General features: G+C 37.3%; 22 protein-coding genes. 6 read left to right on the forward strand and 16 right to left on the reverse strand.

Annotated elements, in window-relative coordinates:
* Positions 1–8: 8 nt before the first annotated feature.
* The 16 genes from ACHB7C_RS14805 to cpxR all read right to left on the reverse strand — a co-directional run bounded on the left by ACHB7C_RS14805 (position 9) and on the right by cpxR (position 18,406).
* Positions 9–2,087: a polysaccharide biosynthesis tyrosine autokinase gene (locus tag ACHB7C_RS14805; RefSeq protein WP_395347722.1), complete on the reverse strand. Its 2,079-nt coding sequence runs from the start codon at positions 2,085–2,087 to the stop codon at positions 9–11.
* A 35-nt stretch (positions 2,088–2,122) separates the two neighbouring features.
* Positions 2,123–2,551 (reverse strand): protein tyrosine phosphatase, encoded by a 429-nt coding sequence (locus ACHB7C_RS14810; protein WP_395347724.1) that lies wholly within the window; start codon positions 2,549–2,551, stop codon positions 2,123–2,125.
* Between the two features lie 5 nt (positions 2,552–2,556).
* Positions 2,557–3,711 (reverse strand): polysaccharide export protein, encoded by a 1,155-nt coding sequence (locus tag ACHB7C_RS14815; RefSeq protein WP_395347725.1) that lies wholly within the window; start codon positions 3,709–3,711, stop codon positions 2,557–2,559.
* 160 nt (positions 3,712–3,871) lie between these two features.
* Positions 3,872–5,038 (reverse strand): nucleotide sugar dehydrogenase, encoded by a 1,167-nt coding sequence (locus ACHB7C_RS14820; RefSeq protein WP_395347727.1) that lies wholly within the window; start codon positions 5,036–5,038, stop codon positions 3,872–3,874.
* Positions 5,039–5,080: 42 nt separating this feature from the next.
* Positions 5,081–6,196: a glycosyltransferase family 4 protein gene (locus tag ACHB7C_RS14825; protein ID WP_395347729.1), complete on the reverse strand. Its 1,116-nt coding sequence runs from the start codon at positions 6,194–6,196 to the stop codon at positions 5,081–5,083.
* A 12-nt stretch (positions 6,197–6,208) separates the two neighbouring features.
* Complete coding sequence (locus ACHB7C_RS14830) at positions 6,209–7,213, reverse strand: NAD-dependent epimerase (RefSeq protein WP_395347732.1); 1,005 nt, start codon at positions 7,211–7,213, stop codon at positions 6,209–6,211.
* Positions 7,210–8,091, reverse strand: a complete 882-nt coding sequence (locus tag ACHB7C_RS14835) for an ATP-grasp fold amidoligase family protein (RefSeq protein WP_395347733.1) — start codon at positions 8,089–8,091, stop codon at positions 7,210–7,212. The genes ACHB7C_RS14830 and ACHB7C_RS14835 overlap by 4 nt, the downstream gene beginning before the upstream one ends.
* Positions 8,078–9,247 (reverse strand): glycosyltransferase family 4 protein, encoded by a 1,170-nt coding sequence (locus ACHB7C_RS14840; RefSeq protein ID WP_395347735.1) that lies wholly within the window; start codon positions 9,245–9,247, stop codon positions 8,078–8,080. The genes ACHB7C_RS14835 and ACHB7C_RS14840 overlap by 14 nt, the downstream gene beginning before the upstream one ends.
* Positions 9,225–10,292 carry a glycosyltransferase gene (locus ACHB7C_RS14845; protein WP_395347736.1) on the reverse strand — a complete coding sequence of 356 codons (1,068 nt, stop codon included), beginning with the start codon at positions 10,290–10,292 and terminating at the stop codon, positions 9,225–9,227. Before ACHB7C_RS14845 ends, ACHB7C_RS14840 begins: the two co-directional genes overlap by 23 nt.
* Positions 10,261–11,460 (reverse strand): hypothetical protein, encoded by a 1,200-nt coding sequence (locus ACHB7C_RS14850; protein ID WP_395347738.1) that lies wholly within the window; start codon positions 11,458–11,460, stop codon positions 10,261–10,263. The genes ACHB7C_RS14845 and ACHB7C_RS14850 overlap by 32 nt, the downstream gene beginning before the upstream one ends.
* Complete coding sequence (locus ACHB7C_RS14855; protein ID WP_395347739.1) at positions 11,457–12,002, reverse strand: serine O-acetyltransferase; 546 nt, start codon at positions 12,000–12,002, stop codon at positions 11,457–11,459. Before ACHB7C_RS14855 ends, ACHB7C_RS14850 begins: the two co-directional genes overlap by 4 nt.
* Positions 11,983–13,368 (reverse strand): lipopolysaccharide biosynthesis protein, encoded by a 1,386-nt coding sequence (locus ACHB7C_RS14860; RefSeq protein ID WP_395347741.1) that lies wholly within the window; start codon positions 13,366–13,368, stop codon positions 11,983–11,985. The genes ACHB7C_RS14855 and ACHB7C_RS14860 overlap by 20 nt, the downstream gene beginning before the upstream one ends.
* Before the next feature lies 1 nt (position 13,369).
* Positions 13,370–13,840 carry an acyltransferase gene (locus ACHB7C_RS14865; protein ID WP_395347743.1) on the reverse strand — a complete coding sequence of 157 codons (471 nt, stop codon included), beginning with the start codon at positions 13,838–13,840 and terminating at the stop codon, positions 13,370–13,372.
* Positions 13,841–14,417: 577 nt separating this feature from the next.
* A complete protein-coding gene (locus tag ACHB7C_RS14870) occupies positions 14,418–15,857 on the reverse strand; it encodes a capsule assembly Wzi family protein (protein WP_129467178.1) in 1,440 nt (479 codons plus the stop codon).
* A gap of 483 nt (positions 15,858–16,340) precedes the next feature.
* The gene (cpxA, locus tag ACHB7C_RS14875) at positions 16,341–17,711 is read right to left on the reverse strand and encodes an envelope stress sensor histidine kinase CpxA (protein WP_042846694.1); all 1,371 of its coding nucleotides are present in this window, start codon (positions 17,709–17,711) and stop codon (positions 16,341–16,343) included.
* Complete coding sequence (gene cpxR, locus ACHB7C_RS14880) at positions 17,708–18,406, reverse strand: envelope stress response regulator transcription factor CpxR (RefSeq protein ID WP_042846693.1); 699 nt, start codon at positions 18,404–18,406, stop codon at positions 17,708–17,710. Before cpxR ends, cpxA begins: the two co-directional genes overlap by 4 nt.
* 150 nt (positions 18,407–18,556) lie before the next feature.
* On the opposite strand from cpxR, the gene ACHB7C_RS14885 reads away from it, so the two are divergent.
* The 6 genes from ACHB7C_RS14885 (at position 18,557) to pfkA (ending at position 24,123) form a co-directional block, all read left to right on the forward strand.
* Positions 18,557–19,126, forward strand: a complete 570-nt coding sequence (locus ACHB7C_RS14885; protein ID WP_048605735.1) for a Spy/CpxP family protein refolding chaperone — start codon at positions 18,557–18,559, stop codon at positions 19,124–19,126.
* Between the two features lie 239 nt (positions 19,127–19,365).
* Positions 19,366–19,947, forward strand: a complete 582-nt coding sequence (locus ACHB7C_RS14890; protein ID WP_042846692.1) for a HutD family protein — start codon at positions 19,366–19,368, stop codon at positions 19,945–19,947.
* Positions 19,948–20,175: 228 nt separating this feature from the next.
* Positions 20,176–20,928, forward strand: a complete 753-nt coding sequence (locus ACHB7C_RS14895; protein WP_048605737.1) for a M48 family metallopeptidase — start codon at positions 20,176–20,178, stop codon at positions 20,926–20,928.
* Between the two features lie 230 nt (positions 20,929–21,158).
* Positions 21,159–21,800 carry a 1-acyl-sn-glycerol-3-phosphate acyltransferase gene (locus ACHB7C_RS14900; protein ID WP_042846690.1) on the forward strand — a complete coding sequence of 214 codons (642 nt, stop codon included), beginning with the start codon at positions 21,159–21,161 and terminating at the stop codon, positions 21,798–21,800.
* On the forward strand, positions 21,797–22,741 hold the full coding sequence (locus tag ACHB7C_RS14905; RefSeq protein ID WP_042846689.1) for a phosphatidate cytidylyltransferase: 945 nt from the start codon (positions 21,797–21,799) through the stop codon (positions 22,739–22,741). The genes ACHB7C_RS14900 and ACHB7C_RS14905 overlap by 4 nt, the downstream gene beginning before the upstream one ends.
* Positions 22,742–23,145: 404 nt before the next feature.
* Complete coding sequence (gene pfkA, locus ACHB7C_RS14910; protein ID WP_042846688.1) at positions 23,146–24,123, forward strand: 6-phosphofructokinase; 978 nt, start codon at positions 23,146–23,148, stop codon at positions 24,121–24,123.
* Positions 24,124–24,257: the final 134 nt, after the last annotated feature.

Consider the following 24,257-nt stretch of genomic DNA (forward strand, 5'->3'; position numbering starts at 1 on the left):
CCTGAGTCTTAATATTCGTAATGGTAGTTATAATCGTCAGATCTTGCATCAATACCATTCAAGATCACACCGGTAATTTCGATATCATTTTGCTTAAAGCGTTTCAGTGATAAATCAACATCTTTCACGGTATTTACCCCGTAGAAAGCAATCAGTAATGAAGTACCGACATATTTACCAATAATCGCCGAGTCGGTGATCGCCAAGATTGGGGCGGTATCGATCACCACAATATCGTATTGGTTTTTTACTTTATCGAGCAACTGTTTAAAGCGCTCGCTCATTAGTAACTCAGAGGAGTGAGTGACATTTTTACCACGGCAAATCACATCTAAATTTTCAATCACATTAGAGTGAATGGTGGGTGACTCTAGGTTTGACTGAGATAAATACTCAGATAACCCGACTTTATTATTTAACCCAAAGGCTTTATGCAAGCGGCCTTTACGTAAGTCAGTATCCATTAATAATACTTTCTTACCTGCATTAGCCAGTACCACCGCCATATTGGAAGTGACAAAGCTTTTCCCGACACCGGGTGAGGCACTGGTGACCATAACTAGGTTGTTACCTTGGTTCATCACCGAGAAATACACGCTGGTACGTAAGGAGCGGATCGCTTCTACTGCGGTATCGGCTGGGTTTTCTATCGCTAATGGGCTCTTGTTGCCAGCCTCAATCAGTTTTTTCTCATGGGTAGAGAAAGGGATAGTGGCATAGACATTAATCCCGAGCGCATCGATATCTTCAGTGCTTTTAATCTTATTATTAAAGAACTCGCGAGCTATCACGTATGCACAGCCGAGAATAAAGCCAAGGATAGTAGCAAGAACGACAATTAGTGATTTTTTTGGCGCTATAGGTTTTGGTTGCGATTCAGCGGAGTCGATAATACGCACATCCGCAGTAATACCGGAGTTTAATACGCTGAGTTCTTGCTGTTTAGCCACCAATTGAGTGTAGATAGCTTGCTCAGACGCGACATCGCGAGTTAAACGGACAATTTCTTGTTGGGTATTCGGCAGCTTTTGAATGTTTTTACTGATTTTTTCTTTTTCCCGTAACAGTTGTTGGCGTTTATCGAGCAAAGACTGATAAGCGGGGTGGTTACGGGTATACAGTTGCTGAATTTCCACTTCTTTAAAAGTCAATTCATTAAGTTTCTCTTCTACCTGCAATGCACTGTCGAGAGCGGCTTTGGCTTCTAAAGAGAGGTCAATCGATTCATTCTTTTTGCGAAACGCGTTAAGCTGGTTTTCGTAGTTATCTAATTTCTTTTTAATGGTGGGTAAGTAGCCCTCTAAGAACACTAAGGTGTTATTAGTGACTTCTTTTTTACGTTCTGTGTTTTGGTCGACATAGTTTTGGATAACACTGTTGAGAATTTTAACATTCTCGCTTTTATCTGCCCCTTTAATCGCTAAGCTGATAATCCCTGTTCCTTTCCCTACCTCAGCAATGGTTAAGGTATTGCGTAAGTCTTCAATAGTGGAGTAGCGGGCATTTTTAACTAAGGTAAACTCCTCGCCAGTTTCCGCAGTAAAGCTTGAGATCAATAAGCTAATTTCGCCTTGTTGTAGTACTTCCGCCACTTTGCCTTGCAATACTTGCCCATCAATATTTAAGGAGTATTGGCCATCCCCCAAATAGGTTAATGTAATTGGCTGACCAATCAGGCTTTCAGGTAGCTGAAATAGGGCAATATCAACAGGCGCAATTTCGCCCAGCAATTTATTGAGGAAGCCTTCAGGGGCGGCTTGAGTATCTAAGTTTAGGTCTGCAACGGTTTTACCCAACACCATACGGGATTTAATTACTTCAATCTCTGAATCCACTTGGTTATTGCTGTTTCCAAATGGCATCACATCACTCATTTGGTCAAGTAATGAAACCTGTCCTAGTTTGTCATACTGCAAGGTGGCGTTAGCTTGGTATATGGGAGTTGCCAATAAACTGTATGCGATGGCGATAGCCGCAAAAATAACAGTAAAAAACCCAATTTTAATCGTGTTGGATTTCAAAACTTTAAACAGAGCGAGCAGGTCGATTTCATCTGCAGCAGGGGAGCTATTTTTTGTTGTGTTCATAATAGGTTAAATGTTAAGTCATCCAATAAATAAAATTAAATTTTGCCTTGCCAAGCAATCGCAGCTTTTTCCATTAACTGATAAACATGTTCAAACATTTCATCACTGCGTTTATGGGGGTCAGGGATCTCGGTTTTATTAATCCACTGGCCAAACAGCATCACTTTGCCACGGGTTTCAGGAAACAGTTGGTGGATTTTAGCAATATGGTCATTTTCCATCACTAGGATTAAGTCGGTTTTTTTACATAATTCGCTAGTTAAACGACGGGACTGATGGTTTTCCAAACAAAGGTTATGCTGCTGTGCAATGCGGATGGCACTGTCATACGCGGGCCTATCATTTTTAGCGATAATGCCCGCGGAATGGACGGTTTTATCTGGGAAATAATATTGCAATAAACGCTCCCCAGTAGGAGAGCGACAGATATTCCCCATACAAACAACGAGAATATGGTTAAACATGGCTATTACCAATCGTGAATACGTTTAGTGCCTTCAGTTAACTGATTATAGGTGGCAATGGTTGGTAATAACTGGGTGATTAGACGGTTCCAACGTACCACTGGTGCCGCAGTCACATACACTAAATCATACGGTTGCAATTTAAATTCAGTGCCCATCACAAGTGATGTAGCATCGGATAAATCTAACTGATATACCGCCGCCATTTTTTTCGGCAGTAAGGCTTCCAGTTCTTTATCTTCCGCAGGCTGGTTCTTAATTGGGCGAATAACGAATACACCTGTAGCTTGGGCTGTTTCTTGCTTAATGCCATTTGCCTTGCTAAGTGCCTCAGTGATACTCATACCTGCACGGTCGATGGTAAGGGTAGTTGGTTGGCCGACTTCACCCATCACAAACACTTTCTGGTTATCATTACGCGGCACATACAGGACATCACCTGATAACATTAAATGGTTTTGGGTTAAATCCCCATATTGCACAAGGGATTGCAGCGAAATTCGAGTTTCTTTGCCGTTACGCGTTAAAACTACATTGTCCCAATCGGCTTTTTCGGTTAAGCCACCCGCATTATTAAAGGCTTCTAAAATAGTCAGCGGCACGTTAGTAATTGGCAGTGTACCCGGTTTTGCTACTTCACCTGACACATACATTTTCTGTGAACGGAAGGCGGCAATACTGACATCCACTTGTGGGGATTCAATATAGGTGGCTAAGCGGTTGCTGACCAGAGTACGGATTTCAGTGACGGTTTTACCGATCACTTTGACTTTACCAATATACGGGTAGTAGATGGTGCCATCTGAATGTACCCAGTTGCCGGAGTCCTGCGCGCTACGGTAAGAACCTGCCGGGATGGTCAGTTCAGGGTGGTCCCATACCGTAATGGTTAATACATCACCTGCACCCACACGGTACTCATAGTTAGTGAGCTGCTTTTCTAACTGAGAGTTTGGCTTAGCGATAATCGGGGCGGTGTACATATCGTCCAAGAGTTTTGGTGAAATGGGGTAGATATCCACCAATTTGGTGATATCACGGTCACCGGTATCAACCACATTTTTGCCAGAGGTTGACATATAGGCACCCGGGGTGATGGTGCAGCCGGTTAATAAAATACTGATAGTTAATAGTGTAAGTGGGAGGGGCTTCCTAAACACGGTACCATCCTATGATAAAAAATGATTAGATAAGGTATAAGTGATGATGGGGGATCATCATTCCCACTTATACGTATTACTACAATGAGGAGTAGTTTATATTGATGTTCTATATTAGGCAAAAACTGCGATTCTAAAAATAGAAGTTAGTTATTACAAACTAATCGTTACCGAACAAGTCACGGGTGTAGACTTTACTCGCCACATCTTCCAGCTCAGGCACCATGCGGTTGGCTAAAATAATGTCGCATTGAGCTTTAAATTCCGCTAAGTCATTGACCACTTTTGAACGGAAAAACTCAGGTTCGTTTAAAACAGGTTCATACACCACCACTTCAATGCCCTTGGCTTTGATGCGTTTCATCACACCTTGTACCGCAGAGGCGCGGAAGTTATCAGAGCCCGCTTTCATCACCAAACGGTACACCCCTACTTTATGTGGTGCTTTGGCAATTAATGCGTCAGAAATAAAGTCTTTACGGGTACGGTTGGATTCGACAATGGCGTTAATCAAGTTATTTGGCACGTCATCGTAATTAGCCAGTAGCTGTTTGGTATCTTTCGGTAAACAATAACCGCCGTAACCGAATGACGGGTTGTTATAATGGCTGCCAATACGTGGGTCTAAAGAGACACCTTCAATAATTTGGCGGGCATTTAAACCACGACTTTCTGCATAAGTGTCGAGTTCATTAAAGTACGCCACTCGCATCGCTAAATAGGTATTGGCAAACAACTTGATGGCTTCGGCTTCGGTTCCATCGGTAAATAACACCGGAACATCTTTTTTGATGGCACCTTCTAGCAGTAAATCAGCAAAAACCTTTGCACGCTCAGAACGCTCCCCGACCACAATGCGGGAAGGGTGTAAGTTATCCCACAGAGCGCGGCCTTCACGTAAAAATTCAGGGGAGAAAATCACGTTGGTATAGCCAAACTCTTCACGTAAACGCTCAGTAAAGCCCACAGGAATGGTGGATTTTACAATAATCGTCGCTGCGGGGTTAATGTTATTCACGTCATGAATAACAGATTCAACCGATTGGGTATTGAAGTAATTGGTTTTTGGGTCGTAGTCTGTGGGCGTCGCCACAATCACATACTGCGCGCCCGTATAGGCTTCGTTTTTATCTTCTGTGGCACGGAAATTAAGCGTTTTCTCGGTTAAGAATTGCTCAATTTCAGCGTCAACAATCGGTGATTGATGATTGTTTAACATTGCCACTTTTTCAGGGATGATATCCACAGCGACCACTTCGTGGTGTTGTGACAGTAACATGGCGTTAGATAGACCGACGTAGCCAGTCCCTGCGATTGCTATTTTCATTGTAAATCCTGAATTACATAATAATTTTTGGGTTAGGAGGGGTTAATTTTTTTGGTAACACTGAGCGATAGCTTGTAAATACTTATCAATAATAATTTCTTCGTTAAATTCACGAGACATTTTTTCTCGACTTTCTTGACCCATTTGTAAACGTTGTTCATGTGTCATCAAAATAACTTTTTCTAGGGCGCCTATAAGGCTTTCGGTAGAACGAGGTTGGCATAAAAAACCATTAACGCCATGTTCAACAGTTTCCCGACATCCTACATTGTCGGTTGTTACAATAGGTTTTCCCATAGCACCTGATTCTAGTAGCGATTTAGGGACGCCTTCACGGTAAAAAGAAGGTAAAACCATACAGTCTACTTTAGCTATCTCTTCTTCGACTGAGTCAGAAGTACCTAGATACATTACTATCCCTTCGTCAACCCATGCTTGCATTTCTAATTCAGAAATGGCGGAGGGATTATTAACACCTAAAAATCCAAGTAAATAAAATTCCACGTTGCGGTTATATTTTTGTTTTAAATATCTAGCAGCTTCTACATAATGCCCGACACCTTTATCGTATAACATCCTTGCGATGAGTAGAAACCGAACAACACCATCATCAGCGGCAGGGGATGGTGTAAAACGAGTTAAATCTACACCAGAACCAGGCAGTCGTTCTGTTATGCTTTCATGAGCAAATCCGCCTTGTAAGAAGAGAGAACGATCGTCTTCATTCTGAAAGAATATTTTAGAGGCTTTTTTTTGACTTATTTTATATAAGACACGAGCAATTTTAGACGATAAACTTTCCTCTATAAAAAGAGTGCCAAGGCCAGCAATATTGTTTATTGCTTTTATTTTGAGTAATGAGGCGGCCAAAGTTGCATAAATATTATTTTTAGGTGTAAAGTTTAAAACACATCTGACAGAGTTCTGTTTAAATGAACGGTAAAAATTAAATAATGCTCTTGTGTCTTGAAGCGGATTTTTTCCACCTTGGTTGATCGGTAGGTGAATAAACTTACAACCTAAACTTTCCAAGCGAGAAGAATAGCTATCTCTAGGAGCTATTGCAACAACGTTGTATCCTGCTGTAATTAAAGCTTTGATTGTATTTTGTCGGAAGTTATAAATATACCAACTTGTATTAGCAGTAATGGCAATCATTTAGTAATTACCTTATTTACCATAATATTCACGATACCATTTAACTAAGCTAGCGACACCTTCTTTAATACCGACTTCTGGTTTATAGCCAATGACATCAAATAAATCTTGTGTATCCGCGAATGTTTTATATACATCGCCAGGTTGCATTTCTCTATAATTTTTCTTGGCCTCAATGCCTAGCTCATCTTCAATTGTTTTAATAAAATTCATTAAATTGACGGGTGAACCGTGGCCAATATTATAAATACTATAAGGTGCAGAACTTGTTGCTGGTGAACCAGTTTCTACTGCCCAATTGTTGTTTCTTTGAGGAATAACCTCAGAAATACGGGTAATTCCTTCTACGATATCGTCAATATAAGTAAAATCACGCCACATATCCCCATTATTGTTAATATCGATCACTTCATTATTTAGTATTTTTTTGGTGAAAATAAATGGAGCCATATCAGGTCGACCCCATGGACCATAGACAGTAAAAAAACGTAAGCCAGTAGTCGGTATATTATATAGGTGTGAATATGAGTGAGCCATCAGTTCATTAGCTTTTTTGGTTGCAGCATATAAAGAAACTGGGTGATCAACGGAATCGGTTGTTGAGAATGGAGTCTTACTATTTAACCCATATACTGAGCTGGATGAAGCGTAGATGAGATGTTTAACTTTTTTAGCTCGACAACCTTCTAAAATATTTAAATGACCAACTAAGTTTGAGTCAGCATACGCATGGGGGTTTTCGAGAGAATATCGTACTCCTGCTTGAGCCCCAAGGTGAATAACATAGTCAAAGCTATATTGTTCAAAAATTGCATTTATTTCATGCCTATTTGAAAGGTCACACTCAATAAAGGTGAGCTGAGGATGTTTAATATTTTCCAATCTAGCTAACTTTAAGTTGAGATCATAATATGAATTATTATTATCAATACCAATAACTTCATGTTTATTTTTTAGAAGTTGTTCAGCGACTTTACTACCGATAAAGCCTGATACACCAGTTACAAGATATTTCATTTTTTTTCGTTCCAATATTGACCTAATTCATAATCCACGGCAAGTGGACGGATTGGTTCCCAGCCACTACCGTGACAGAAAGTCATTTCACCAAAGTAAATATTATTATTACAGCTATACATATCCACACGAACATATGTAAAGTCTGATGCAAGTTTATTAACTAAACAAAGCATTTGAGGGTAGTTGTCAGGAAATACAAAATCTTCGCCAATTTCCTCATACTTAGGTTGTATTTTAAAGTATGAGGGTGTTTTATCTGAGTTATAAATAGTTCGTTTATGTTTTTCAAACCTTCCAATATCTACTTGTATAAATATATTTGATTCATATCCATTATTAAAGACATGGAACTTAAAATCTGACGGAACCTTGTCTTGTTCATCTTTTATTAATTTTTCAAATAATATTTTTGGTTTTTGTACATCATAAAATAACTCATCTATTTTCGCTCCTATTTTTATATCAATATAGGAATTAAATTCATTACAAATTCTATCTATATCTAAACTTTTTTTATCTCTGACGATTAAAATATTTTCGCCTCCACCTCCATTTGAAGTTTTTATTACAAATTCATTTGGGAGATCTATAAAGTCAAGAGGAATTATTTTCTCTCTCTCTTTATATAAAGGGATTAGGTATTCATTGCCTATTCTAGTTTTAACATATTCTCTAACTACATATTTATCAGTGAACTGTGATAAATATAATGGGTCTGCATTGAATTTTCTATGAATTATCTTTTCAGAAAATGTTTTTGGATTTTTTATATTGAGAAAATATTTGTGTGTGATGAAAAAACGTATGTGAGTATATAATTTTTTCCCTAGGAATATCCGGAGTATATCTCTGAGATGGTTTTTAATTTTTTTCATGTTCACTCAATATTTCAATGAATTTTTCGATAAATAAATCATAGGAGAAATTTTTCTTGGCATATGTTAGGCTGTAATTTCTATCGTTATTTCTTAAGCAAGCATCATTAATTAATTCCGTATAGGCAGTATTGAAGTTCTTTTCTGATGCCTTTTCATTTGTGACAAGTCCGATTTTTTCGTTAGTAATTATATCACTAATGCCATCAACGTTGGACGAGACTACATAACACCCAGCGATTAAAGCCTCTATAGCAACTCTAGGTAAACCTTCTTTATAACTAGCTAACAGGAATATATCAGAAAAAGATAAATATTCAAAAACAAGATGAGTATGTGGAATTATAGTTATTCTTCGCGTTAATTCAAGGTGTTCAATTAAGTTTAAGAGTTCATTGTAATATATATCATCAGCTTCTGTTGCAGGGCTGCCTAAAATATATAAATGCTTGTTTGTTATTTTTATGTTTTTAAAACACTGAACTAAGGATTTTTGATTTTTTCTTTGGCAAATACTTCCAACAGAAATAAAGATTTTATCATTGTCCTGATGTCTTTTTTTAATAATTTTAATTGAATATTCTTCAAGCGTTGGGATTTTAAATCCTGTATGAAGAATTCTAATTTTATTATTATATGTATGTAACTCTTTATCTTTAAATAACAATTTACAATCTTTAGATATTAATATTATTTTATTTGATAGTAAAGTGGCAATCTTAGTAATTATTTTTACTCGATCATTAATTCTAACGTACCAAATTATTTTCTTTTTATTTAGAATTAATATTGGAAGAAATAATAGAAATGTTCTGATGTCATTGATGCATATAACATCATATTTTTTTAGTGAATATGATGTTATGGATTTCAACCAAGTATACATTAGTAAAATAAAATATATCAATTTATGCCAAAAATTTAAACTCCTTCTTGAAACCAATAATACCTTTGGGACATTGAATATTTTAACTTTTAATTTTCTATCTATTGCTGATTTTGCTAAAAGGTCGTTTTTTGTAGTTATAATGTCGATATTATAATTTTTATTTCTTAAGCCACTAGCTAAATCTAACATACTTCTGGGGGCACCATAAAGACCTTTATGATAACTATCAATAAAGGCAATATTATTAATCGAATTTTTTGAAGACATCTTTATACTCATTGACAATGTGACTAATATTGTATTTGGCTATAGACTTTGAGATTTTTTGGGTTGACCATTCATGATTTAATGCTAGTTCTATAAAATTAGCTAGTTCATGGTAGTCCATATAGGGGACAAGAAAACCGTTAACTCCTTTTTGTATGATTTCTTTTGGACCACTTGGAGTATCATAAGATACAACTGGAGTTAAATGAGACAGTGATTCTAGTAAAACATTTGGAAACCCTTCATTTATTGATGAAAGTATAGTTAGATCTGCTTGTGAGTAAAATGAAGATGTTCTTTTTTGATAACCATGAAAGGTTACATGATTTTCAATTTTTTCATTTTCACAATATTGATTTAGTTTATATGAATCAATACCATCCCCTACAATACTAAGATGAACCTTGATATCATTACGAATGAGCAGTTTTATGGCTTTTAATATATCAATAACATTTTTCTGTGGGACTAGTCTTCCGATATATAGTAATTCTTTAGTTTTACTCTGACTTTTTTCTTTAACTGATAATACCGTACCTATCGGATTGTTAATGATTTTATAGTCCCTACTAACATTATAGTTTTTTATAGTATCTTCTTTTATTCCTGTTGATTGAAATATGTAGAAATCTAGATGTCTATAAAATAGTTTCATCATAGTGGTTATTACTATCTGATAAGATTTCTTTTTGGATTTTATTGCAATGGATAACGTATTATTTAAGCGGGTTATTAGTTTTGTATCGTTAAAAGTTATCTTTTTAACTAAATAAGCGACTAAAGCTAATTCATGGTTAAATATAAGTATTTTTTTTATTTTTTTATCTTTCAATAACTTTACTATTTTTAATGGGCTTTGGAGTGTATTGGTTTTTCCTAGATAGTTTAAGATAACACCATCTTTAACATCGTAGTAAGAACCACTATCATCTAGAATGTGAAGATTAACTTTCCATCCTTCTTCTACCAATTTATTAGCAATCGACACACAAACTTTCTCAGTGCCGCCACCCTTAAGGGAGTTTATTAGGAAATCTATTCTCATTTTTTCTTTCTTTACTGAATAATATAATTACAAAAATAAAAAAGATAAAGGTTAAGCTTGTTAACTTTATTTTCGTTGCAAAAGGCAGTAGACACACAAGAGTATAAGTTGCAATACGTATATTCTTGTAAATAATCAATATTAAAAATAGCATACCAATTACTCCAAATTTCATGATTATGAAAATCATGAGTCCATTGTCATTAATTGCAGCAAAGCCATTTTTGGTCCAAGATAGAGCATTTGACAAATATAAATACTCTAAAGAAAGTGGCACTCCGACAGGACCATTTCCAAATAATAGATCACTTAGCGGTTGTTCTAGTAATGCATTGTTTAAATTTTGTCTAATTCCTATTGCATCATAATTCCCAGAGGTTCTCAATTCATAAAAATTTATTAACAAAGGAGTTAGAACTATAAGTAATAAGATAACAAAAGGTATGAGCTTATGTATTTTTTTGCCTGTCAGATTAATTATTATAATGAAAATTGAGCTAATGATAATTGCCGCAAAAGATAATGTTAAATAAAATGATAGTAATGCCCAGCAATCAACTCTAGATAGCTTATTTGATAGGTAGTACCTTAAAATCACAAAAGGTAAAAGAATAGAGAAATATGTTGATGGCTCATTGAACATACCGGTAGGACGATAAGTTGAGCCAATAATAGGGATTTTTACTCCCCATGTATATCTAGAGGCTTCTCCTGTAAAAGGAAATAAAAAATCAGGATATATTCCAGTGGTATATATCATAGCTAGCTGTATAAAAAATATAGAAACATGAAATAATATACTATATTTCAAAATGGTACATAATGAGTTTTTATCATCTTTAATGATATAAAAAAATAGTATGATTAGAAATATTTTTACTTGAGTTGAGTAAAAGAATTCGACTGAATTATATTCTCCCATATTTTCTTTATAGGTAAATATACTGAAAAGTGATAATAGTGAAATAAAAAGCAATAAAGAGGATGTTTTTAAAAGTAAAAGTGTTGGCTTAACAGGAATTTTTTGTGTTTTTAACAACAGAAGTGATAAAATTATTATAATGGCGGCGAATGCCAATCTAATGTTTCCATGATTCTCCAGTGAGAATAAAAATAACACTATAGATAGAATAAAGTTTTTTATATTTTCATTGCTGATTATTGTCATTTTTTCCTATCCAAAACTGCGTTTGATATTATTATTGCAGGTACTCCTGCAATAATAATATTATCTTGAAAGCTTTTGTTAACTACAGCGTTGGCGCCAATGGCAACATTATTTCCTATTTTAATATCACCATATATTTTTACTCCAGGCGCTATATAACAATTATCACCAATCATTGGTGCTTTATTAGAGTCTGTTGCACTTGCTCCAATATTAACACATACGTGTAGACGACAATTTTTTCCTATTTTAGCTTTACCATTTACAACTATAGTACCATAATGAGCTATTGATAATCCTTCCTTAAATGTATTTAAAGGGATCGAGAACCCAAGACTTCTGCCTTTTTTTAAATACATTATTCTTGTGATCATTCTTAATATTAAATTTTTAGAACAATTATTATAGTATTCGGCTCTTCGTAATCTTTTTTGATAAATCCATATGTCGTTGAATATATAATCTTTTAGAGTTCCTTTAACTCTCAAGTTTTTTTTATCTTCCTTTAAGTAGTGAATATAATCATCTTTGTTTTTTATCATTTTTCTCTCGATATATTTTTACAATGTAATATAAAGGAATAGGGAATATTATACTTGCTGAAAATAAAAGCTTGATTAAATCACCATTGATAAACCTAAATATATAACTCAGAAAAATCAATAGTGTTATATTTATAGCCAGAGCTTTTATAGATAAACTTAAAATATCGATAATTTTCTTTTGCAATATTTTAGAGGTACTCCATATATTAATCAATGCATTCAATATAGATAATAATAAAACTGTATATATTAAAGGGGTTAGCCCGTAGCTAGATGATATAATAAGGAGTGTTATTCCTATAAATCTCTTTATTATTTCCAGTTGCAATATGATTTTCCCTTCACCTAATGATTTCATAAAACAACGAAGATAACTTTCGATAATCAATCCATATGAAGATGCTATCAGTATAGGTAGAATATTAGCTGCATATTCCCAGCCATTACCTAATACTATATGTACAATTTCTTTACTATTTAAAAAAATGAAGGTGGGAAAAGAAAACGCTACTAAACATAATGTTGGTATTATTGCTTTCGATTTATGATATAATTCTTCTTTAGATTCACATTTAGACAATGTGGGAAAAATAGTTTTGTCAACTATTAATGTTAGAGTGTTATTGTATAGGTCACTAATACGTTGAGCCTGAAAGTAATAACCCGTTGCATTTGAACCGAATTTTTTTCCGATTATTATATTTATTATATTTGAATATGCAGCAGATATAATTGATGAAAGCATTAACCTGCCACCAAATGAGTATAGATTGATGAAGCATGAAGTTGAAAATTGGAGCTTGGGACGATAATTGCTTATCGCCCAAAAAAAAATGACAATAAGGAGAGACTCAATCAACTGAATATAAATCAAACTCCAATATCCATAACCATTAATAGCTATTAGAATTCCAATAATAGTGCTAATTATAGCAGATAAAAGAAAAATTATCGTTTGTAATTTGAATTGAAGATGTTTAGTCATAATGGCAATTTGTGTAGTTGCTAATGACTTGATAAAAATAGTCATCGCTAATACTTTAACTATATTTTCTAGCTCATATTGATTGTAGAAAACTGAAATATAGGTCGCTGATAAGTATATTATGCTGGAAAGTAGTAGAGATATCACTATATTAAATGTAAATGTAGTGTTGTAATAAATGTTGGAAATGTTTTTCTTTTGTATCAATGCACCTGAAAGGCCTGAGTCTATAATTATATTTGAAAATACAACTATAAAGTTAACCATGGCAAATAATCCAAAGTCATTTGGTGTTAAAAATCGAGATAGAACAATAATTAGCACAAGCCTTATTAGAAGCAATCCTATCTTTTCTACCGAAACCCAAAAGTATGACATTTTATTTGCTTTTTACTTTATTGGTGTATTCTTGAAATGATTTTATGTACTTAGCAGGGTTACCAGCATAAACACAGTCATTTGGTATAGGTTTAGTTACTACACTACCAGCAGCTATAATAACATTGTCACCAATGGTTACTCCAGGAAGAATAATACTACGGTATCCAATGAATACATTATTCCCTATTTTAACTTTTGCAAAATTGAAATAGCGTTGACCATTTATATCTTTAATTAAGCACGTCGAACCATCGTGAGTTAAAATAACGGTTTCACTGGTTATAGTTACATTATTTCCTATTTCTATTAAGTGGGGTTCTGTGCCCCAATTATCGATATAAATTCTACAATTGTCGCCAACAGATACACCTAAGCCTCTAGCATATTTAATTCTGCCTAGGTATTTAATTTTAATCTTTCTTATTATAAATGATAACAAAGAGTGTCCTTCTAATAAGATAAAACCCATAGCTACCGCACTGGGTTGTCGGGTCCCAGAGCACCATTGAAATTGTAAGTGCATACTTATCAATTGAAAACGTTACATTTTTTGCTAACCTGTTCAATTGATAAGCACTGCTTATCGTTTTTTGACCGACCAAGGGTATGCTTCGAGCCCTGTCCGGTCAAGTAAAAGCGCCTAATAATACCACTAAATATATATAGTGACTATCACTGTGATAGCCTTAGAGAATAGTCCTAATAAGCGTATCCATTGAATAAGTTATTTTAAATTATCAGGTTATAATTCCATTATCACATTCTGAGCACGATTAAATATTTTAGTTAGGTTACTCCTTATATATCATTGCTTTCGATATGTAACAAATTAATTTACAATGGAAATATATCTAAAATTATCCGAATTAAGAGTGTTAACAGATGAATAGTATGGGTAATTGATTATATTAATTAACTGAATGGTTAGATAACATCTAAGAAGTTAATGTATATTTGTTTGAAAATAGAAATATTTAACATATAAAAAACGGGTTATGTATAAAACATAACCCGTTTAAAAGAAAGTTACGCGAAATAGGTGTGTTTTACCATTTAAACGGCACGTTTACCGTAACAGCGGCACCTAGGTCATTACGAGTTTCATAATCTGTTTTAGAAACCCACACTTTGGCATCTGTGCTGATATCATTCTCAAAGTTATGCCACCAACCTAAGTCTGCACCTTTGATAGTTTCTGATTTAGGGAACAGTTTGTTACCATCGAAATTAGATTTATTCACCTTCGCATACATTAGGCGGGTGCTAACACGGTTATCATCATCAAGGGTATATTCCACTTTGGTGGTGAGCATACGGCCGTCACCGCCCATCGCGTGGCCCAGTGATGCACCTTGTTGGTAATAACCATTTTTATAAATAAAGTGGCGGTACATTACGCCGTCTTTATCCCACTCTGTATGGGTATTGGCGCCTTCAATGTACCAATTTAATGGTTGGCCCCATAGGGTGTGGTAGCCCTCAATACCGCCCATAAAGGCATTTTTCGATGGGAAAAGGTTAGCTTCATCTTCACCGACCATTTGCCCGTAAACGCTGACAGGGAGGTCAATTAATGGGTAAAGTTTTAGTTTAAAGTCTAAACCAGCTAATTGGTTACCGGGGTCATCATTATAGTCGCCAGTATTATCCCTACCACCCATAGCGTTCCAGAACGAGTTCCAATTGTTAGGGCGGCCATCGCCTCCCCACATCACGACGCGTGAACCGCCGAGTTCAAAGAAATCAGTAGGGTTCATGGTCATACGCAAACCAATCAGTTTGGTATTGGGTTGGGAAGAGTATTGCTTAATTTGCCCAGCGGTTAATTGATATTGCCATGAACCAATCCAAGAAAGCCATGGGGTTTCAAATGGGCTTTGGTCAGCACGTTGCAGCAAAAAGCCCGTGACAGGGCGAGCGGCATCGGTACGAATTAAGCTACCATCATGACCCGGCCCCCACCATTGAGGGATCTCACCAAAGGTGACCCACTGGTTCCAAATTTTTACGCCACCATAAGAGCCATTCAGGTTATAGTCTGAACCGTTTTCAACACGCAGGGCGCGTTCACCGTTGGCGGTGAGGTTTAAATCTACATCGTCAGTGCTATAGTTGCCGGAAACGGTATAACGGATGTCGCTATATTCGCTTTGTGCAAAGCCTTGCGGCATAGAATTGTGGCTAGATGCAAAGTGCGTTTCCAACTGAACACTGTTTTTAGTGCGGTTTAGGTTCTTTTTAATACGTTGAATAATCGCTTCTTGTTCGCTGTTAGTAATATTCGCATTATTTAAAGAACGTGTAATTTCTTCTTGGGATAGTGGCCAAGTTGATAAACTAATCTGAATAACGTTACGCTCTGAAAGCCAAGCCAAATCACTACGTAAATTGTTATCCGGTAGTACTAATCCCCCCGCAATGCTGTGTGTACTTATGGCACTCAGTACAGCAAGCATAGCCAGCTTGGTGAGCTTGAATTTTTTCATTGATAAATCCATTTGAAGTTGAGTTCGCCTAATATTGAACAGGTTAATAAATAAGAACCAATAAATTAAATCGATTTAAAACGTGATTAGTATCAGCACATATTATAAGTATCTTAATTTGAAGCGAGTTGGGCTTCTGTGCCTTCTTGCCGCTCTATTAAACACCACGCGTAAATCACGTAAAATAGAATATCAGATTAATATATTAGGCATAGGAAGTAATAACACATTAAGATATATAGCGATATACATTACTGCGATTTTATATCTCTAAAATTTTCCTTATTTCTCAATAATATTCTTTCATTTCTGTATTTTTTTAGATAAAAGGCATTTTATATTGGTGGCGTGTTTAGGGATTGTTGCTTTTGCATCCAATATAAGAATATTCCATAATAGTTTTTGAGTACATGCTTTGTGAGTAGGAATAAAAAAGCCCTCTATTTAAAATAGAAGGCTTTAAGGTTCAAACTAAGCGTTAGGTTAACGGCCGTGTTCAGGTAACCAAATTTGTAACCTTAAACCACCAAGTGGGCTATCATCGGCTTTCACCCAACCTTTGTGTTGTGTTATGGCTGTTTCAACAATAGCAAGGCCTAACCCAGTACCACCAGTTTCCCTGTCCCTAGCTTCATCCGTGCGGTAGAACGGGCGGAAAATATGTTCACGGTCAGCAGGGCTAACACCGGGGCCGTCATCATCTACAGTGATCAGAATACCGTTGTTTTCTTCTTTAAAATCAACAGCAATATGGGTGTTTGAGTAACGCAAAGCATTACGCACGATATTTTCAAATGCACTACCCACTGCGGAAGGGTTACAGTACAACGGCCAAGGGCCTGGATGAGAAGTTACATCAAGCGTTTTGTTCATTTGTTCCGCTTCGAAACTTGCGTCATCTAAAATATCACCCCAAAGTTCATCTGCCTTGATGTTTTCACGGAGGATTTCGTTTTTGTGCTGGCTACGGGACAGAACAAGCAAGTCATTGATCATGCTGTCCAAACGGTGCGTTTCTGTTTCGATGCGTTCAAGTTCTTTACTTTCACCATGGCGACGACGCAGTAATGCGGTTGCCAATTGTAACCGTGTCAGCGGAGTGCGTAATTCATGGGAGATATCAGAAATTAAACGTTGTTGAGCACTAACCATGCCATCAAGAGCGCTGATCATCTGGTTAAAGCTGTTCCCCGCAGAAAGGAACTCTTGTGGACCGGCTTCCAGTTCAGGGTGGGGCCGCAAGTTCCCTTTGGCAACGTCATCTGCCGCCATTTTTAATTTACGGGCAGGGCGTGCGAGGCTCCAAGATAGCCATAATAAGAGCGGAGCACTGATTAGCATTGTGGCAATCAGTAATAAGAATGGCCTATCAAATAATAAGTTAATAAAGTCAGATTGCGGGCTGCTAGATGGGCGAACTAAGTACAGTTGATAGTGGTCTTCTCCATCACGGATAGAAAAAGGCCCTAAAATTTCAGCGCGACCGTATTTTTTCTTTTTGGGGTGATCGGCGTTATCTGATTGCCCAATGAAGTTACGAATAACTTGCATTTCACTTGGCATTGCACCGATAACACGACCTTCGCTGGTGACGATAATCAACCGTTGCCCAGGCGGTGCCCATTTTTTGATGGCATTAGAGATGCGACGCCACCAAAGTAAGTCATTCATTGGAGCTTGCGCAAGTTCTGCTTCTATATGCTGCTCAAGCATTTCCCCTTGGCGTTGTTCACTTTCCATAAGGACGGTGATTTGCCGAGAATCGAGCTTGGGCACCATCAGCACTAGCATTAATACTAGTGCGAGGGTGAACCAGAAAATCGCAAAGATCCTGGCGGTTAAGCTGTTGATCATGTGGCAGAAACCATTAAGTACCCTCGACCGCGCAGGGTTTTAAACCATGGCTGGCCATCAGTACGTTCAGGAAGTTTACGACGTAGGTTTGAAATATGCATATCGATTGCACGGTCAAACGGTGTTAAGCGTTTCCCGAGAACTTCTTGGCTAAGATGCTCACGAGACACTACTTGGCCTAAATGCTGTGCAAGCAGATATAACAAAGTAAATTCAGTCCCTGTTAAGTCCAAAATTTCGTTATCAAAGCTAGCTTCTTGGCGACCAGGGTTAAGCTGCAGCTTATCAACTTGCAAGACAGGGGTATTGCTGTTGTCGCCTTGCGTTTGTTCGCTCCAGTTTGAGCGACGTAATAAAGCACGAATGCGGGCAACCAGTTCGCGGTCATTGAATGGTTTTGGTAAGTAATCGTCTGCACCTAATTCTAAGCCCAGTACTTTATCTAGTTCACTGCCGCGGGCAGTTAACATGATCACCGGCGTTTGGTGTATTTGACGCAGTTCTTTTAATGTCTCAATACCATTTTTTTTCGGCATCATGACATCAAGTAAGAGTAGATCAATGGATGAGTCAATTTGTTGTAATGCTTGTTCACCATCATAAGCGATGACAACATTGAAGCCTTCCATTTCTAGCAGTTCTTTTAATAGCGACGTGAGTTCACGGTCGTCATCAACTAATAGGATTTTATGCATTTTATATGTCCTCCAACTGCCAAAATACGATAACAATCTTTACGATTCCATCACTTTACGTTCTTTTACATGCTCTGACGCTAGTTTGCAGCCACAGGTGTATATTCATTCACATTGAATCACGAGCACAGTTCATAGACAAGGAACCAAATGCTGAGAACAACACATAGCAAAGTACATAATACAGTACATAAAACCGCAATGTTAGTTTTAGCTTCTGCATTTGTGTTTGGCCCAACAGTTGCTTTTGCAGAAGTTTCGCAAAGTGCGGCAAATGAAAGTTCGGCACCTTTGATGCTACAAATGCAATCTGAGCAAACTTCATCAACAGGCCATGCCGTTGTGCCATTTCAGCATCATGAAATGTTTAGCAGTGAAGAACGCGCCAGCACCTTTATGTTTAATGGTATCACGTTAAATGAGAAACAACGTCAGCAATTACGTGATTTAATGGCAACGCAGCGTCATTATCATGTTGATAACACGGCTTCCATTCGTGAACGTGAAGCACTGCACAAATTAATTATAGCGGATAGCTTTGATGGCAAAGCGGTTCGCGAGCAACTTGAAAAACGAATGCAAAGAGAACTGGAACAACGTGTTGAAATGGCACGAATTCATCATGAATTATACCAGTTGTTAACGCCAGAACAGAAAGCAGAACTTGAGCAAATTCACCAACACAAGATGGCTGAATACCAAGCGATGCAGTTTCAGTAAGTATCGTAGTAATGCAAGTTAGTTAGTTTTATATTTTGAGTTTTTATGTAAGTAGTGAAGTAGCAATAAGTGAAGTTTTTCCTTGCCATAGACACCATCCCTGTCTTTTATAGCCCCTGTTAGGGGCTTTTTTTTTATCGCAACACTCGCTTTTGATTTATAGTTGTTAGCTATAGTTAGCAATTCAATTAGGGTCGCTATGATAAAATAACGTATCCATCAAAAGCAGGGTTCACCTTATGATTCAGATATTAACAACACAAGATTATCGCAATATGCCTTGGAAAAATGGCCAAGGTTCAACCCTTGAAGTGGCTCGTAGTCATGGTGAGGGTTTAGATGACTTTGATTGGCGAGTGTCGATTGCTGATGTAAAAACGGCGGGGCCATTTTCTCATTTTATGGGGCGGCAGCGTATCATTGGTGTACTAGAGGGGGATGGGCTTATTTTACATGTCGATAATAATGCGCCAGTTGCACTGAAATCTAAATCATTCTTTGCTTTTTATGGTGAAAGTGACGTACATGCCGAACTAATTAACGGCCCCATTCGTGATTTTAACTTGATTTATAACCCTGAAAAATATGCCGCTCGGTTACAATGGGTTAATTCAACGTCAGCTAATTCTTGGCATAGTGATGCCAACGAAATTTTAATATTTAATAATAGCCATAGTTTAAATATGGAAATCAATTTAGAAAACGTTTATTTAAATCAATCTGAAACCTTATTGGTTAAAGGGAATGAGCGGGTCTTGAATTTTAGTCTTGAACAAAATAAGGAAAGTGATTTTTGTATAATTGAGTTATTTATTAGGTAGTTGCAATTTATGATGACTCTATATTCGCATATTTTCTGTGAATTAAATGTTTAAAGTGTTATTTGTCAGAACAATGTTCTGACAAATTTGCAATTTTAATAAAAACATTATCAAATTCATATATTGAATAATTATGGCTTTATTCCTATTGTTATTTTCCGCAGAATTTATAGGCTTTAGCATTACTAAAAAATATAATACTTATATATTCTAAAGGAAAAATGTTCTATGAAAATGAAGGCACTTGTGGCGGTCGCTGTTTCTGCTGTCATCTTAACGGGCTGTAAAAACTTAGACCAAGGGATGCTGACTAACTCTGGTATGCAGTTATTCCAAGCAGCAACATTGAGTGATTCAGATGTTAAACAGCTAAGCGATCAATCTTGTAAAGAGATGGATGCACAAAACAAAATTGCTCCTGCTTCTAGCAAATACGCTAAACGTTTAGATAAAATCGCAAAAGCACTGGGTAATGAAGTTGACGGTACTCCAGTAAATTATAAAGTTTATCTGACTAGCGATGTGAATGCGTGGGCGATGGCAAATGGCTGTGTCCGTGTATATAGCGGCTTGATGGATGTTATGAATGATAACGAAGTCGAAGGCGTTTTAGGCCATGAAATGGGCCACGTTGCATTAGGTCATACACGTAAAGCTATGCAAGTTGCATACGGTGCCGTAGCAGCACGTACAGCAGCGGCATCAGTGGGTGGCGTTGCAGAACAATTAAGTGCATCTCAATTGGCTGCTCTAGGTGAAAAACTGGTTAATTCTCAGTTCTCTCAACACCAAGAAAGCCAAGCAGATAACTTCTCTTATGACCTGCTGAAAAAACGTGGCATTAAGACGGAAGGTTTAGTGACTGGTTTTGAAAAACTAGCCAAAATGGGTAGCCAAGAGACAAGTATGTTTGACTCTCACCCACCATCAAGCGAACGTGCGCAAAATATTCGTGACCGTATTGCGGCCGACAAAAAATAATTATTAATTTTGTCTACTCAGTGTAGCGGCGTAAATACATGCCGCTACACCTTTGTTATTCCCTGCTGTTTGTCTTAGTATCGCTGTCCTTATATTATTTGATGATATAAATCAGAACTTACCCCGTTGTACTCTTGTTATTGACTCTCTATCTTAACCAATTAACGATATTCAGTTTTTTTCGTAATTTTGCAGTTTTACTTGTGATAAAACGCTAGCAAGGAAAAAAGATGGAAAAAGTGCAGAAAATTTCTCTTCTCGCGAAGGGAATGGGCATGTTGTTATCGGGAACTTGTCGTTTATTAACAGGCGTTCGCACTCGTTGGGTGGGCTGCCAGCCATCAATGACCCCCCGTATTTATTATGCAAACCACTCAAGCCACCTTGATGGCCTAGTTATTTGGTCTGGTTTACCCCCTCTTATGCGCCATTTTGTTCACCCTGTAGCGGCGAAGGACTATTGGGATAAAACACCTTTTCGCCGCTATCTTGTTAATAAAGTATTTCGTGCAGTATTGGTGGAAAGAAAAGGGGACAAACCTGCACAAAATGCTATTTTGCAACCGCTTGAGTCGGTATTGGATGCTAAGCATTCTTTGATTTTATTTCCTGAAGGGACAAGGGGTGATGGCGAAACGTTGAGCCAATTTAAAAGCGGCCTTTATCACCTTGCGAAAAAATATCCTGACGTTGAAGTGGTTCCCGTGTATTTGGAAAACTTAAATCGGGTATTACCTAAAGGCACCAAACTTGTTGTTCCAATAATTTGTTCTGCAATGGTGGGTCAGCCATTGGCACCTCTAATGGAAAATGAAAATAAAACGGTGTTTTTGCAACGTGCAAAAGCAGCACTTGAGGAGTTGATGCCATGAGTATTTGGGACAGTGAGCTCGTTTTATTATTATCTGGTGTATTTGGTATATTAGTGTTTGCGAGTGTGATCGGCGGCATTTTAGCTTATCGCTACTCTGGTGAGAAAAGTAACCCAACCATTGATAACTTAAATGCGCGTATACGTGCATGGTGGGTTATGTGCATTATCTGTGTGCTTGCCGTTGTGTTAGGTAATATTGGTGTGGTGATCTTATTTGCCTTGATATCATTCTTCGCACTAAGAGAGTTTATTACGTTAACGCCAACACGTAGAAGTGACCATGAAGCCCTATTTTGGTGCTTCTTCGTGTTCATTCCGTTGCAATACTTGCTTGTTGGTATTGAATGGTATGGGTTATTTTCGATTTTTATTCCTGTTTTTGTCTTTTTGTTTTTACCGACCCGAATTGCCTTAGCTGGGGATACTTTTCATTTTCTTGAACGTACCGCTAAAATTCAATGGGGAATGCTAGTCGCTGTTTTCTGTTTAAGCCATGTTCCTGCTTTGTTGATGTTAAATATTGAAGGTTATGAAGGGGAAAATGCAAAATTATTACTTTTCCTGATCATCGTGACGCAGATTTCTGACGTGCTTCAATATGTATTTGGCAAACTGATGGGTAAGCACCCTATTGTGCCAAAACTAAGCCCAAACAAGACGATAGAAGGTTTTGTCGGTGGCATTTTATCTTCTGTGTTGATCGGGATATCCCTTTATTGGGTGACACCTTTTAGCTGGTGGGTTGCCGGGCTGATGTCATTAGCGATCACGATTATGGGGTTTGTTGGTGGTTTATGCATGTCAGCGATTAAGCGGGATAGCGGAATTAAAGATTTCGGCGCTATTATTGAGGGGCATGGGGGGATGTTAGATAGAATTGACTCACTGTGTTTTGCTGCTCCAATTTTTTTCCATTTAACGCGATATTACTATACATAAAGGTATTTCGTTTTCGTTTTTGTTCGTTCATTCAAAAGCACCGTAAGGTGCTTTTCTTTTGTTTGACAGATACAGCATAGGATGAATTTAAGTGTTATCATCAATACTTAATTTTTATTTCAAACTAAGATGCGATTTAGGGCTATAGCTGGTTAGTCTAGGGCATTACATTTATTTAGTGCTGAAATATTTACCTATTGGGGTCATCAGCTAGAATTATGTAAACTAGATCACAATAAAGCATAAAAGCTTGATGGAAAGCAGAGGCATAATCACCTATTTGCCGTATTATTCGCTAGGTGAATCAATTCAGCTTTGTAGTTAAACGCAGTTAGCACGAAAAAATTAAGTAACTCAATGAGTTTATAGATTTGCAATTTTATATTCATTAATCAGAGGTCATCATGGTCAAGCAGATTAAAAGAATTGGGGTTTTAACGAGTGGTGGTGACGCACCGGGCATGAATGCAGCGATCCGCGGCGTGGTACGCGCAGCGTTAGGCGAAGGCTTAGAGGTCATGGGTATCTTTGATGGGTACCTCGGGTTGTATGAAAACCGAATGAAACAATTAGACCGATACAGTGTGTCGGATATGATTAACCGTGGTGGTACTTTTTTAGGTTCAGCACGTTTCCCACAATTCCGTGATGAAAAAGTGCGCGCTGTTGCGTTTGAAAATCTGAAGAAAAACCATATAGATGCATTAGTGGTTATCGGTGGTGATGGTTCATATTTAGGGGCTAAGTCACTGACAGAAGCTGGTTTCCCATGTATTGGCCTGCCGGGGACAATCGACAATGATGTCGCGGGTACGGATTACACTATCGGTTATTTTACTGCGCTTGAAACCGTTGTTGAAGCGATTGACCGCCTACGTGATACCTCAACATCCCATAAACGTATTTCTATTGTTGAAGTGATGGGGCGCTATTGTGGTGACTTAACGCTATCCGCAGCCATTGCCGGCGGTTGTGAGTTTTTGGTATTACCAGAACAGGAAATGGCATTTGACCGTGAAGAGCTGTTATCAGAGATTAAACGCGGCATCGAAAAAGGCAAACGCCATGCGATTGTGGCTATCACTGAGCACGTTTGTGATGTTGGTGAATTAGCAAAATATATTGAACAAGAGACGCATCACGAAACACGTGCGACGGTTCTTGGCCATATTCAGCGCGGTGGCTCCCCAGTGGCTTATGACCGTATTTTAGCTTCTCGCATGGGGGCTTATTCAATACAGTTGCTGCTTGAAGGCTATGGCGGGCGTTGTGTTGGTATCCAAAATGAGAAATTAGTACACCATGATATTATTGATGCTGTAATGAATATGAAAAGGGTCTTCAAGAAAGACTGGTTCGATACAGCGAAAAAATTGTATTAATCCCTCTGTAATTGCAAATCTCTCCTGCATGGTTGGTTTCTACTGTGCAGGTTTGATGCTATTTTTCGCCCTAGACAGCTAGGTTGTTGAGTTAATATTCGTTTTGTAGTCTTGTTGCGACCCGCTTGTTTTTT

The sequence above is a fragment of the Providencia sp. 2024EL-00732 genome (assembly GCF_044006275.1).
Taxonomy (GTDB): Bacteria; Pseudomonadota; Gammaproteobacteria; order Enterobacterales; family Enterobacteriaceae; genus Providencia; species Providencia huashanensis.

Excerpts from the sequence above, each read along its gene's own strand:
- ACHB7C_RS14830 (WP_395347732.1), bottom strand. The coding sequence starts at position 7,213 with ATGAAATATCTTGTAACTGGTGTATCAGGCTTTATCGGTAGTAAAGTC.
- ACHB7C_RS14890 (WP_042846692.1), top strand. The coding sequence starts at position 19,366 with ATGATTCAGATATTAACAACACAAGATTATCGCAATATGCCTTGGAAA.
- ACHB7C_RS14885 (WP_048605735.1), top strand. The coding sequence starts at position 18,557 with ATGCTGAGAACAACACATAGCAAAGTACATAATACAGTACATAAAACC.
- ACHB7C_RS14870 (WP_129467178.1), bottom strand. The coding sequence starts at position 15,857 with ATGAAAAAATTCAAGCTCACCAAGCTGGCTATGCTTGCTGTACTGAGT.
- ACHB7C_RS14905 (WP_042846689.1), top strand. The coding sequence starts at position 21,797 with ATGAGTATTTGGGACAGTGAGCTCGTTTTATTATTATCTGGTGTATTT.
- cpxR (WP_042846693.1), bottom strand. The coding sequence starts at position 18,406 with ATGCATAAAATCCTATTAGTTGATGACGACCGTGAACTCACGTCGCTA.
- ACHB7C_RS14820 (WP_395347727.1), bottom strand. The coding sequence starts at position 5,038 with ATGAAAATAGCAATCGCAGGGACTGGCTACGTCGGTCTATCTAACGCC.
- ACHB7C_RS14840 (WP_395347735.1), bottom strand. The coding sequence starts at position 9,247 with ATGTCTTCAAAAAATTCGATTAATAATATTGCCTTTATTGATAGTTAT.
- ACHB7C_RS14810 (WP_395347724.1), bottom strand. The coding sequence starts at position 2,551 with ATGTTTAACCATATTCTCGTTGTTTGTATGGGGAATATCTGTCGCTCT.
- ACHB7C_RS14895 (WP_048605737.1), top strand. The coding sequence starts at position 20,176 with ATGAAAATGAAGGCACTTGTGGCGGTCGCTGTTTCTGCTGTCATCTTA.
- ACHB7C_RS14835 (WP_395347733.1), bottom strand. The coding sequence starts at position 8,091 with ATGAAAAAAATTAAAAACCATCTCAGAGATATACTCCGGATATTCCTA.
- ACHB7C_RS14845 (WP_395347736.1), bottom strand. The coding sequence starts at position 10,292 with ATGAGAATAGATTTCCTAATAAACTCCCTTAAGGGTGGCGGCACTGAG.
- ACHB7C_RS14850 (WP_395347738.1), bottom strand. The coding sequence starts at position 11,460 with ATGACAATAATCAGCAATGAAAATATAAAAAACTTTATTCTATCTATA.
- pfkA (WP_042846688.1), top strand. The coding sequence starts at position 23,146 with ATGGTCAAGCAGATTAAAAGAATTGGGGTTTTAACGAGTGGTGGTGAC.
- cpxA (WP_042846694.1), bottom strand. The coding sequence starts at position 17,711 with ATGATCAACAGCTTAACCGCCAGGATCTTTGCGATTTTCTGGTTCACC.
- ACHB7C_RS14865 (WP_395347743.1), bottom strand. The coding sequence starts at position 13,840 with ATGGGTTTTATCTTATTAGAAGGACACTCTTTGTTATCATTTATAATA.
- ACHB7C_RS14805 (WP_395347722.1), bottom strand. The coding sequence starts at position 2,087 with ATGAACACAACAAAAAATAGCTCCCCTGCTGCAGATGAAATCGACCTG.
- ACHB7C_RS14860 (WP_395347741.1), bottom strand. The coding sequence starts at position 13,368 with ATGTCATACTTTTGGGTTTCGGTAGAAAAGATAGGATTGCTTCTAATA.
- ACHB7C_RS14900 (WP_042846690.1), top strand. The coding sequence starts at position 21,159 with ATGGAAAAAGTGCAGAAAATTTCTCTTCTCGCGAAGGGAATGGGCATG.
- ACHB7C_RS14825 (WP_395347729.1), bottom strand. The coding sequence starts at position 6,196 with ATGATTGCCATTACTGCTAATACAAGTTGGTATATTTATAACTTCCGA.
- ACHB7C_RS14855 (WP_395347739.1), bottom strand. The coding sequence starts at position 12,002 with ATGATAAAAAACAAAGATGATTATATTCACTACTTAAAGGAAGATAAA.